The 11290-nt window shown below is 69.4% G+C and carries 14 protein-coding genes; 9 read left to right on the plus strand and 5 right to left on the minus strand.

The annotated features are described in order from the left end of the window. The first annotated feature begins 19 nt into the window (after nucleotides 1-19). Nucleotides 20-832, plus strand: a complete 813-nt coding sequence (locus EQ874_RS07875; protein ID WP_064063871.1) for a purine-nucleoside phosphorylase — start codon at nucleotides 20-22, stop codon at nucleotides 830-832. After that, nucleotides 829-2328, plus strand: coding sequence for a phospho-sugar mutase (locus EQ874_RS07880; RefSeq protein WP_064063870.1), 1500 nt, complete (start codon nucleotides 829-831; stop codon nucleotides 2326-2328). The genes EQ874_RS07875 and EQ874_RS07880 overlap by 4 nt, the downstream gene beginning before the upstream one ends. A 21-nt stretch (nucleotides 2329-2349) precedes the next feature. On the opposite strand, the gene EQ874_RS07885 is transcribed toward EQ874_RS07880, so the two are convergent. Both EQ874_RS07885 and upp read right to left on the minus strand, forming a co-directional pair. Beyond that, the gene (locus EQ874_RS07885) at nucleotides 2350-2997 is read right to left on the minus strand and encodes an MspA family porin (RefSeq protein WP_016933795.1); all 648 of its coding nucleotides are present in this window, start codon (nucleotides 2995-2997) and stop codon (nucleotides 2350-2352) included. Between the two features lie 218 nt (nucleotides 2998-3215). Beyond that, nucleotides 3216-3839 (minus strand): uracil phosphoribosyltransferase, encoded by a 624-nt coding sequence (upp, locus tag EQ874_RS07890; protein ID WP_016933796.1) that lies wholly within the window; start codon nucleotides 3837-3839, stop codon nucleotides 3216-3218. Between the two features lie 113 nt (nucleotides 3840-3952). Between upp and EQ874_RS07895 the strand changes: the two genes are divergently transcribed. From EQ874_RS07895 to EQ874_RS07915, 5 genes are all read left to right on the plus strand, one after another. Then, nucleotides 3953-4288 carry a type VII secretion target gene (locus EQ874_RS07895; RefSeq protein ID WP_084421706.1) on the plus strand — a complete coding sequence of 112 codons (336 nt, stop codon included), beginning with the start codon at nucleotides 3953-3955 and terminating at the stop codon, nucleotides 4286-4288. After that, nucleotides 4285-5283 carry a C40 family peptidase gene (locus tag EQ874_RS07900; RefSeq protein WP_129976442.1) on the plus strand — a complete coding sequence of 333 codons (999 nt, stop codon included), beginning with the start codon at nucleotides 4285-4287 and terminating at the stop codon, nucleotides 5281-5283. The genes EQ874_RS07895 and EQ874_RS07900 overlap by 4 nt, the downstream gene beginning before the upstream one ends. 61 nt (nucleotides 5284-5344) lie before the next feature. Beyond that, nucleotides 5345-5659, plus strand: a complete 315-nt coding sequence (locus tag EQ874_RS07905) for a hypothetical protein (protein ID WP_016933799.1) — start codon at nucleotides 5345-5347, stop codon at nucleotides 5657-5659. Continuing rightward, nucleotides 5656-6003: a YbaB/EbfC family nucleoid-associated protein gene (locus tag EQ874_RS07910; protein WP_129976443.1), complete on the plus strand. Its 348-nt coding sequence runs from the start codon at nucleotides 5656-5658 to the stop codon at nucleotides 6001-6003. Before EQ874_RS07905 ends, EQ874_RS07910 begins: the two co-directional genes overlap by 4 nt. Nucleotides 6004-6063: 60 nt before the next feature. Continuing rightward, nucleotides 6064-7302 (plus strand): primosomal protein, encoded by a 1239-nt coding sequence (locus EQ874_RS07915; RefSeq protein ID WP_129976444.1) that lies wholly within the window; start codon nucleotides 6064-6066, stop codon nucleotides 7300-7302. A gap of 45 nt (nucleotides 7303-7347) precedes the next feature. Here EQ874_RS07915 and EQ874_RS07920 read toward each other — a convergent pair whose 3' ends face one another. The 3 genes from EQ874_RS07920 to EQ874_RS07930 are packed head-to-tail and all read right to left on the minus strand — an operon-like array spanning nucleotide 7348 to nucleotide 10185. Next, nucleotides 7348-8433, minus strand: coding sequence for an adenosine deaminase (locus EQ874_RS07920; RefSeq protein WP_064063864.1), 1086 nt, complete (start codon nucleotides 8431-8433; stop codon nucleotides 7348-7350). 56 nt (nucleotides 8434-8489) lie between these two features. After that, a complete protein-coding gene (locus tag EQ874_RS07925) occupies nucleotides 8490-9773 on the minus strand; it encodes a thymidine phosphorylase (protein WP_064063863.1) in 1284 nt (427 codons plus the stop codon). Beyond that, nucleotides 9766-10185: a cytidine deaminase gene (locus EQ874_RS07930; protein ID WP_026003522.1), complete on the minus strand. Its 420-nt coding sequence runs from the start codon at nucleotides 10183-10185 to the stop codon at nucleotides 9766-9768. Before EQ874_RS07930 ends, EQ874_RS07925 begins: the two co-directional genes overlap by 8 nt. A 253-nt stretch (nucleotides 10186-10438) precedes the next feature. On the opposite strand from EQ874_RS07930, the gene sdhC reads away from it, so the two are divergent. Beyond that, complete coding sequence (sdhC, locus tag EQ874_RS07935) at nucleotides 10439-10846, plus strand: succinate dehydrogenase, cytochrome b556 subunit (protein WP_084421704.1); 408 nt, start codon at nucleotides 10439-10441, stop codon at nucleotides 10844-10846. Between the two features lies 1 nt (nucleotide 10847). Beyond that, complete coding sequence (locus EQ874_RS07940; protein WP_016935299.1) at nucleotides 10848-11288, plus strand: succinate dehydrogenase hydrophobic membrane anchor subunit; 441 nt, start codon at nucleotides 10848-10850, stop codon at nucleotides 11286-11288. The last annotated feature ends 2 nt before the right edge of the window (nucleotides 11289-11290 follow it).

The following is an 11290-nucleotide window of genomic DNA, read 5'->3' on the forward strand; positions in this document are numbered from 1 at the left end:
GCGATTAGGGTCCGATGCCATGGGAGCACCCGATCACGTCTTCGACCCCGCCGCGGCCGCCGATGCCGCAGCCGCCGCACTCGCCGAACGGACGGGAGTGGCCGAACATCCCGTCGCCGTCGTCCTCGGCTCCGGCTGGCGGGCCGCGGTCGAGAGTTTCGGCATCCCCGTCGCCACGATCCCGATGAGCGAGCTGCCCGGATTCGCGCCGCCGACGGCGGAAGGACATGCCGGGAACATCCACTCGGTGCGCGCCGGCGACAACGCGGTCCTCGTCCTCGCGGGCCGGATCCACGCCTACGAGGGACACGACCTCGCCCGTGTCGTCCATCCCGTGCGCACGGCGGTCGCGGCGGGTGCCCGCACCGTCGTCCTCACCAATGCGGCGGGCGGGATCGACCCCGAGTTCTCCGTCGGTCAGCCCGTTCTCATCTCCGACCATCTCAACCTCACCGGCCGCTCCCCTCTGGTCGGCGCCCAGTTCGTCGATCTCGTCGACGCCTACTCGACGGAGCTGCGCGCCCTCGCCCGGGAGATCGATCCGTCGCTGGCCGAAGGGATCTACGCCGGTCTTCCCGGCCCCCACTACGAGACACCGGCGGAGATCCGGATGTTGCGCACGCTCGGCGCCGACCTCGTCGGCATGTCCACGGTCCACGAGACCATCGCGGCCCGCGCGGCCGGAGCGCGGGTGCTCGCGGTCTCGCTGGTGACCAACGCCGCGGCCGGCATCACCGGCGCTCCCCTCGACCACCTCGAGGTGCTCGCCGCGGGCCGTGCGGCCGCGACCCGGATGGGCGATCTCCTGCGCGATCTGGCGGCCCGGCTGTGACGTTGCGCTTCGGCACCGCCGGTCTGCGCGGCCCGGTGGGTGACGGGCCGGACTGTATGAACGTGCCCGTCGTCGTCCGCACCACCGCCGGGCTCGCGGCGTGGCTCGAGGCGAACGGACAGGGCGGCGGCACCGTCGTCGTCGGTCGCGACGCCCGCACGGGCTCCGCGGAATTCCACACCGCCGCCGCAGAAGTCCTCACCGCAGCCGGTTTCGACGTCGTCGCACTCGGGCGGCCGCTCCCCACCCCGGTGACCGCCTTCGCAGTGCGGGCACTGGGCGCCGTTGCAGGAGTGCAGATCACGGCGTCGCACAATCCCGCCGCCGACAACGGCTACAAGGTCTACCTCGCGGACGGGGCGCAGCTGGCCGCACCGGCCGACCGCGAGATCGAAGCGGCGATCGACGCCATCGGTGATGCCGCGACCGTGCCCCGGGTGCCGGTCGCGCCGTCGGGCGACGAACTCGTCGATCGTTATCTCGCCCGGGTCGCGTCGCTCCCCCGCTCTCCGCACCGAGCGGTGCGTATCGCCCTGACGGCCCTGCACGGTGTCGGCGGTGAGACGGCGGTCGCGGCGCTGCGCGCCGCGGGATTCGACGACATCCACGTGGTGCCGTCCCAGTTCGCGCCGGATCCGGCGTTTCCCACCGTCGCCTTTCCCAACCCCGAGGAAGCCGGTGCGACCGACGCTCTCCTCGCGCTGGCAGCGGAGGTCGACGCCGACCTCGCCCTCGCCCTCGATCCCGACGCCGACCGGTGCGCCGTCGGGGTCCCGACCCCGCAGGGGTGGACGATGTTTCGCGGCGACGAGACCGGAGTTCTGCTCGGCGACCGCATCCTCGCGTCGTCGCCGCCCGGATCGCTGGTCGCGACCACCGTAGTCTCGTCGACCATGCTGGGCCGGCTCGCGGCCGCGCGCGGCGCGCGGTACGCGCAGACACTCACGGGATTCAAATGGCTGGCCCGCGCCGGCGACGGTCTCGTCTACGCCTACGAGGAAGCGATCGGGCACTGCGTGGACCCGGAGGCGGTGCGCGACAAGGACGGCATCGCGACGGCCGTGGTGACCGCCGACTACGCCGCGGAGCTGAAGCAGGCCGGCCGGACCCTCACCGACGCACTCGACGACCTGCATCGCGAACTCGGAGTCCACGTCGGCGGTCAGGTGTCGATCCGCGTGGACGACCTACGGCACATCGGCACCGTGATGACGCGGTTGAGATCAGCGCCGCCGGCGACTCTTGCGGGTCTACCGGTGACCGCGATCGACCTCGCCGAGAGCCCCGGACCGATGCACACCGACGCTCTCGTCTTCGAGAGTCGCGAGGACGTCGCGGACGGGCCGAGGGTGCGCGTGGTGGTGCGCCCCTCGGGCACCGAACCGAAGCTCAAGGTCTACCTGGAGGTGGTCGCGGAGCGGGACCGCCCGGCCGCGGAGACGATACTCGACGCCCTGCGCGGATGGGCGGCCTCGCTCGGTGACGAGATCCTCTGATCCCCGTCCGGTCCGGCCCGGTCAGACCTGCTGTGGCACACCGTAGGTCACGACGGTGTTCCGGTCTGCGGTGACGGCCTTCAGGTACGGCCGGATCATCACCGGACCGATGGCTCCCGAGACCGAACCGTGCACGCCGGCGATCCGGATGGTCGTCGAGCTGCCGTCGAACCGGAAGTCCTCCACGATCGGGACGGAGGTGATGCCGCCGGGCTCGAGCGGGATCTCGATCTCCTGGGACGGGATGATGTCGCCGCTGAGCGAACCCCCCGACTCCAAGCCGAGATCGAGCGAGGCCCCACCTTCACTGTCGAGCGTGAGGCCGATGGCCGCACCGTTCTCCACGCCCCACGACAGGCTCGGGGTGACGACGGTGACGGTCGCCCCCGGCAGCGCGACCGGGTAGCCGACCTGGAAACCGACCTCCACCGCCGTCCCGGCGAAGTTCGCCGCGTTCGGACCGGTGATCCGAACGGTCGCAACCTCGTCGTGGAAGAACTCGACACTCAGCGGTGAGCTGTCGAGCGGCGGCACCGACTGTGTCGAGGTGTCGGCCTGGATCACTTCGATCGCGTGCCCTCCGTCCAGCGGGAGGATGCGCGAGTTGTCGACGGCGGCCGCAGCCGTACCGTGACTCGTCACCGCGGCGAGCACGGCCACCGCGCCCACCGAAGCGACCCTGGCACTTTCACGAATCAGTGTGCGAGAGAAAAACTTTGCCATTCCGCCGACCCCATCTCTGGCTGTACCTACACAGTGGACTTCACACGGAGCCCACCGAGCGTATGGAACAACCGAGACCGTCGGGTTCTTTTTCGATAACGAGATGACAGCGGTCCGATGTCACATCCGTACCACCAGTCACACCGGCAACGGACGACCCGGCGTCATCGCGGTCCGAACTGCCTGTCCCCCGCATCACCGAGACCCGGCACGATGTATCTGTCCTCGTCGAGACCTTCGTCGACCGACGCCGTGACCAACCGGACCGGATGACCCGACGAGGCGAGAGCCTCCACCCCCTGCGGCGCCGCGACCACACAGATCGCGGTGATATCGGTGGCTCCGCGCTGGGCGAGGATGTCGAGGGTGTGCACCATCGACCCGCCGGTCGCGAGCATCGGATCGAGAACGAAGACCGGAAGACCCGACAGGTCCTCCGGCAGCGACTCCAGATAGGGCACCGGCTCGAAGGTCTTCTCGTCGCGAGCGAGTCCGACGAAACCGACCTGGGCCTGAGGAATGAGGGCGTGGGCCTGCTCGACCATGCCGAGGCCGGCGCGCAGGACCGGGACGAGCAACGGCGGCTGCTGCAGCCGCACTCCGGTCGTCACGGCGACCGGCGTCCTGACCTCGAACGTCGCGATGGGCGCATCGCGCACCGCCTCGTAGACGAGCATCTGGGTGAGTCGGCTCAACGCGTGCCGGAAGGCAGCGTTGTCGCTGCGTTCGTCGCGGAGAACGGTCAGGAGCGAAGCAGCGAGCGGGTGGTCGACGACGAGCGAATCCATGTCCGAAGAATAGAACGACGGAACCGACCGGCCTGCGGGTGCGTCGAACCCGACAGGGACGGAACCCTCCCGGAGGTGCCGAATCCCACAGGAGCGACGCGAGAGGCGACGATGTGACCGAGTACTGCGACAGGGACGCGATACGGATCGACACGACCGCTGTCAGGAGGTTCGGTGACGAGGCTGCGGCTCTGGCCGCGCGCCTCCACGACGCCGCCGACAGGACGCGTCACGGCGATCCCTCGACGCTGAGCGCCGTACTGGGACCGATCGGCGCGCCGGTCCTCGCCGCGCTCACCGCGACCCACACGGCCCACGCACGCGATCTCGACCGGCTCGGCGGCCTGCTCGGCGGTATGGGGGACGCCGCGACGGCCTCCGCGGACGCCTACGAACGGACCACCACCGAGACCGCCACCCGGCTGGGCGCCCTCTCGGAGGAGCTGTGATCGCAGGTGACCTGCTCCTCGCGCCGCTGACCGACCTGCTCGGGGCGTTCGGCACCGCGGTGCCGCCCGGGATCGACCCGGGCGAGATGATCCGTATCGGCGCGCAGTGGGCCGAGGAGGTGCACGCGGTCGGTCGCGACGCCGTCGCGGAGCTCGCCTGGAGCTGGTGCGGTCCGGCCGCCTCGCAGGCGATCGCGAGTGCCGAGCAGGTGCTCACCGACGTGCTCGCGGCGGCCGATCGTGGTGTGGCGCTCGCCGGGATCGCGCTCGAGGCCACGGTCACGGTGCTCACCGGTGCGGCCGAACTGGCTCGTCTCGTCGACTCGTTCGTCACCTATGCCGAGCAGGCAGCACCCGCGACCGCTCTCCCGCAGGGACAGCTCGCGCTCCTCGCCGTGGCGATCGATCATCTCGTCGCCGGGCTGGACGTGCTGACGCGGGTGACCGGCGCGCTCGCGGAGCTGACCGATCGGGCGACCGCGCTCCTCCCGCCGGCCCCCTCGTCCCCCGGCACCGCACCCGGCGACCCTCGCAGTGCCGATCCATCGGCCGCCGGCGATCCACGGGCGTTGCATACCTTCGGTGGAGGATCCTCCGGCGGCGTCGAGGTCCGGCTTCCGGACGGCAGCATCAGCCGGGCGCCGAACGAGACCGCCGCGGCAGCCGTGCGCCATGCCCTCGCAGAACAGGGCACGCCGTACGTCTGGGGTGGCACGACCCCCGGATCCGGACTCGACTGCAGCGGCCTGACGCAGTACGCCTACGCACAGGCGGGCCTGGAGTTGCCCCGATTGGCCCAGGAACAGGACGTCGGCACGCGGGTGGATCCTGCAACTGCCCTGCCCGGAGACCTCGTCGTATGGGACGGGCACGTGGCGATGGTGGTGGGCAACGGCATGATGGTCGAGGCCGGCGACCCCGTCGCGGTGACGCCGATACGCACCACGAACGGCGCGATGGCGTTCCAGGGTGTCTACCGGCCCACCTCCGGCTGATGCCGGCAGAGAATCCGCACGACACGGGAACCGGCCGTGCCCGTGCTGCGTCCAACCCGATATGGACAGCACGACGACGGAACCGATCACGGCCACCGCCCACAACCGGGCCGGGACGATCTCGGTGCGGACGACGGACAGCGGCCTGCCCGTGGATCTCCGCATCGACCCCCACGAGTTGCGTTACGGAGCACAGCAACTGGCCGATCGGATTCTCGACCTGAACAGGCAGGCCGCCCTCGAGGCAGCGGTGATCCGCGGCGAACGCCTCGCCGCCGAGGGTGTCCCCCGCGAGATCCTCGACCGGATGCGGCTCCCCTCCCGCGCCGACCTGGCAGCCGGGCCGGCCGAGCTGCCGCGAGGGCTCGTCCGATGAGCGAACCGATGGTGGAGGCGATCGTCGACCGGGCCCACCTCCGGCTCGATGCGCTCGAACGCACGGTCGAGCGGCTCGACGCCGTCCGGGGCATCGCCAGCAGTCCCGACGGGCGCGTGACCGCCCGCGTGGACGGGTCGGGAGCGCTCGAAGGGCTCCGGCTGTCCGAACCGATCGGCGGTGCCGATGCCCGGGAACTGGCGGCTGCGATCCTCGCGACCGTGCACGAGGCCGCCAGGGACGCCGCGGCCGCGCGCGTCACCGCGATGGAGGAGCTGCGCGCGTCCCTCACTGTGGGCGACGACACTCCGCTCGCCGCCGGCGACCACCCGCTACAGCGGTGAACCACCGGCGGAGCTGCCCCCGGCTATATTCTCGGCGCCGACATGGCTAGGCTTCGCGCCATGGCTGGAGACATCGTCCCGATCGAGCTCGGTCTCACCGACGGCAACCTCGTGACGCTCTGGGCGCCGCGCTGGCGCGAAGGCGACGACGAGTGGGAGGCATTCCTCGGCCACGGTGATGATCTGTACGCTTTCCCGTCGGTCCCGGAGCTCGTCGCATTCGTGCGGTCGGGAGCCGACAACGATCTCGTCGAGCACGAGGCGTGGCCGATCGTCTCGAAGCTCGCGGCCTCCGAGTTCGAACCCGCCGAGCCGCACACCTACGACCTCGTCGGCGTGCCCGAACTCGTGGCCGACGACCCCGATCCGGTCTCCGTGTCCGAACTGCAGGACACCTTCGACATCGTGAGCATCCTCGGCGACGTCTGCGATATCGACGTCGTGACCAAATTCTTCGAACGCGAAGAGATCGACACTCTGCTGCAGCACGGCGTCTCGGCCTTCCGCACCCGTGAGGGTCTCGACCTGTGGAACCGCATCGGGACGGCGGTCGCGCAGGACTGGGACGCCGTGATCGACGCCCTCGACGCGGTGATGACCACGCCCGACGTCGACGCCGCGGTGGTCGCCGAGATCGAATCCGAATTCGTCGCGGTCGACGAGAACGAGGTCGAGGCCGACGACACAGTCGAAGATGTCGACGCCGACGACGAATACGAGTTCATCGACGGAGACGACGAGGACGACGGGTACGAGTTCTGGGGCAGGGTCGGCATCGACCCCATCCGGATCATCACCACCGATGGCACCTGGTACTCGCTGCGGTGCTACGTGAACGACGACGCCGTCTTCCTGGGTCACGACGGCACGATCGACGTCTTCCCGTCCGAACGCGCGCTGGCCCGCCATCTCGCCGACAACCACGACCACGACCTCGCGACACTCGAGCCGTACACGGAGATCCAGCTCGCGGCCGTCGACGGTTCGCTCGACGTGACGGTCACCGACGACAACGTCTACGTGCTCACCGGAATCGCCGACGACATCTCCGAGGGTGTCGAGGCCGTCGACCCCGACCAGCTCGAACTGGCGGTCGAACTGTTCGTCGACGCAGCGAACTTCGCGGACGACGAGTCGACCGACGCCGCTCTCGCCGCGTCCACGGACCTCGGATCGTTCGTCAACTACGCGATCGAGCCCGATTCGGGGCACCCGGTACCGAAGCCGCCGTTCGACGCCGAGGCGCTCGCCTGGCGCGAACTCGAGCGCGAGTTCGAAGCGCGACTGCGCCGGCACTGACGCGGGCCGCGTCGGGCCGGCACTGACGCGGGTTCTGGGCGGGTTCTAGCCGACGAGGACGGCGTATCCCGGCTTGATGACGTCGTCGATCAGCTCGAGCCGCTGATCGAACGGGAGGAATGCCGACTTCATGGCATTGATCGTGAACCGTTCGAGGTCGACCCACCCGTAGCCGAAGGTGTCGACGAGCCGCACCATCTCCTGCGTCATCGTGGTGTCGCTCATCAGCCGGTTGTCGGTGTTGACGGTGACGCGGAAGCGCAGGCGGGCCAGCAGGTCGAAGGGATGCTCCGACAGGGCACGCACCGCGCCGGTCTGCACGTTCGAGGACGGGCACAGTTCGAGCGGGATGCGCTTGTCGCGGATGTAGTTCGCGAGCCGTCCGAGAGTGGCGGTTCCGTCGGCGTGCACTTCGATGTCGTCGACGATCCGCACGCCGTGGCCGAGCCGGTCGGTACCGCAGAAGGCGACGGCCTCGTGAATGGACGGGAGTCCGAACGCCTCCCCGGCATGGATCGTGAAGTGGGCGTTGGCCGCGCGTGTGTACTCGAAGGCATCGAGATGACGGCTGGGCGGGTTGCCCGCCTCGGCGCCGGCGATGTCGAAGCCCGCCACTCCGCGGTCGCGGAAGCGCACGGCGAGCTCGGCGATCTCCAACGACCGCGCCGCGTGCCGCATCGCGGTGAGCAGGCAGCGCACGCGGATGCGCCGGCCGCTCGCCGCCACCTCCGATTCTCCCGCCCGGAACCCTTCGAGGACGTGCTCGACGACCTCGTCGAGCGACAGCCCCTTCTCGAGGTGCTGTTCGGGCGCGAACCGCACCTCGGCGTACACCACGCCGTCGTCGGCGAGGTCGAGGACGCATTCCCGGGCGACACGTTCGAGCCCCGGCGCCGTCTGCATCACGGCGACGGTGTGCTCGAACGTCTCGAGATAGCGCTCGAGCGACCCGCTGTCGGCGGACTCGCGGAACCAGCGCGCGAGGTCCGCCTCGGTGTGCGCCGGCAGCGACCAGCCGCACGCGTCCGCGAGTTCGAGGACCGTCCGCGGACGGAGACCGCCGTCGAGGTGATCGTGGAGGACCACTTTGGGTGCGGTGCGGACGAGTTCGGGAGTCAGCCGGCCGTTCATGATCGGGACGGTAGTCGGCGGCGGGCCGTTCCGCTCGGTCTCCGGCCACCGTGCTTCTACGCCCGGATGCGTTCGATCACGAGCGGCTGCCGGGCGGGTGCCGTATCGGAGATGCGGACACCCTCGCGGAGGGCGGCGAGCGCGTCGGGGATGCGTCCCGGAGTGTCGGTGTGCAGCGTCGCGACGGGTTGTCCCGCACGGATGCGGTCTCCCAGGACCGCGTGCAGTTCGACACCCGCCCCGGGCTGCACGTCCTGCCCCTGCCGTTCGCGGCCGGCCCCGAGGCGCCAGGCCGCGATACCGACCGCGTACGCGTCGAGTTCGGAGAGCACCCCGTCCGCGTCCGCGTGGACGGTCTCGGTGTGCGTCGCGACCGGCAAGGGCGCCGAGGGGTCACCTCCCTGAGCGGCGATCATCGCGTTCCACCGGTCCATCGCGGTGCCGTCACGGAGCCGGTCGGCGGGATCGACGTCGTCGACACCGGCGGCCTCGAGCATCTCGCGCGCGAGGGCCACGGTCAGCTCGACGACGTCGTCGGGCCCGCCTCCGGCGAGTACCTCGACGGCCTCCCGCACCTCGAGTGCGTTACCCGCGGTCCGCCCGAGCGGGCTGTCCATGCGGGTGAGCAGGGCGGTGGTGTGCAACCCCTCGTCGGCACCGAGCTCGACCATGGTGCGTGCCAGCTCGCGGGCCTCGCCGAGTTCCTTCATGAAGGCACCGCTGCCGACCTTCACGTCGAGGACCAGAGCTCCGGTGCCCTCGGCGATCTTCTTGCTCATGATCGAACTGGCGATGAGCGGGATCGATTCGACGGTTCCGGTGACGTCGCGGAGCGCGTACAGCTTGCGGTCGGCGGGAGCGAGGTCGGCACTCGCCGCGCACACGACCGCTCCGACGGCCGGATCGGTGAGGATCTCGGCCATCTCCGCGGTGCTCAGGTCGGCATTCCACCCGGGGATCGCCTCGAGCTTGTCGAGGGTTCCGCCGGTGTGGCCGAGGCCGCGGCCGGACAGCTGCGGGACAGCGACGCCGCATGCCGCGACGAGCGGCGCGAGCGGCAAGGTGATCTTGTCCCCCACTCCCCCGGTCGAGTGCTTGTCGACGGTGCGCAGACCGAGTGCGGAGAAATCGAGACGGCGACCGGAGTCGATCATCGCGGTGGTCCACCGCGCCGTCTCCGCCCGGCTCATACCGCGGAACCAGACGGCCATCGCCAGGGCGGACATCTGGGCGTCGGAGACCACGCCGTGGGTGAACGCTTCGATGACCCAATCGATCTCGGTGCCGGAGAGCTCGTGCCCGTCGCGCTTGCGGCGGATGACGGTGACGATGTCAGGCACGGCGGTCCTCGTTCTCCCGCACGGCCGCGAGATCGTCGGGGCCGAACGCGTCGGGGAGCAGATCGGACAGGCGACGGGGGCCGCCGTGGGCGTCCACCTGGAGGTCGGGGCCGCCGTGTTCGAGGAGCACCTGCCGGCATCGCCCGCACGGGGTCAGGACGTGGCCCCGGGAGTCGCAGACGGCGACGGCCCGGAGACGGCCTCCACCCTGCGCGAACAAGTTACCGACAAGTACGCATTCGGCACAGAGACCCAGTCCGTGTGAGACATTTTCCACATTGCACCCGAGGACCGTCCGACCGTCGACAGTGAGGGCGGCAGCCCCCACCGGGAATCCGGAGTAGGGCGCGTAGGCTCGCTCCATCACCTCATGTGCTTTGGCGCGCAACATTTTCCAGTCGATGTCCGGCATGGTTGATCATCCTGTCACGGTGGCGTGGACGACGGTGGACGGACCCTGCCGCGCCAGATCACAATTGGAAAGGCAAACCTAACTTCGCTTTTGGGGGCTGTACGAATGGGGCGGGAGATTAGTTCCCGAGTTTGGGATGGGTCTAGAGTCGATCCAAGTCGGTTCAGGTTCACGTCGGGCCCGTACTGCGGAATCCCCCACAGGTAGGAGCAGCTCGACGCGTCCACCATTGACGTTGGAGGCACAGCACTCGATGAGCAGCACGACTGAAGCCGCCCCCGCAAAGGCGGGGCGCACACGGTCGCTTTACCGGGGAGACCCCGGCATGTGGTCCTGGGTATTGCACCGGATCACCGGCGTGGCGACATTCTTCTTCCTTTTCGTCCACGTCCTCGACACCGCACTCGTCCGGGTCAACCCCGAGACCTACGACGCGGTGATCGACACCTACAAGAATCCGATCGTCGGCCTCATGGAGCTCGGCCTGGTCGCGATGGTCCTGTACCACGCGCTCAACGGCCTGCGGGTCATGCTCGTCGACTTCTGGTCGAAGGGCCCGAAGTACCAGCGCGTGATGCTCTGGACGATCCTTGCGATCTGGTTCGTGGTGATGATTCCCGCGACCGTTCGCATCCTCTTCAACACTTTTGCGGGGCACTGACATGACCGAAGCGAAGACCCTCGGTAAGGAATACGACCGGCCCGCCGGTCTGGACAACCCACGTTCGCCGCGACGTGCCGCGAAGAACAACTTCGAGCTCTACGCCTGGTTGTTCATGCGCCTGTCCGGCCTCGCCCTGATCATCCTGGTCCTCGGTCACCTGTTCATCATGCTGATGCTCGACGAGGGCGTGCACCGCATCAACTTCGCGTTCGTCGCGGGCCGCTGGTCCAGCCCCTTCTGGCAGATCTGGGACCTGTCGATGCTGTGGCTCGCACAGCTCCACGGCGGTAACGGTCTGCGCACCGTCATCGCCGACTACGCACGTAAGGACTCCACCCGGTTCTGGCTCAACACGATCCTCGTCGTGTCGATGATCCTGATCATGGGCCTGGGCACCTACGTGATCTTCACCTTCGACCCGAACATCACGGCGAGCTAGGG

The organism is Rhodococcus sp. Q1 (assembly GCF_004153645.1).
GTDB classification, from domain to species: Bacteria; Actinomycetota; Actinomycetes; order Mycobacteriales; family Mycobacteriaceae; genus Rhodococcus; species Rhodococcus gordoniae.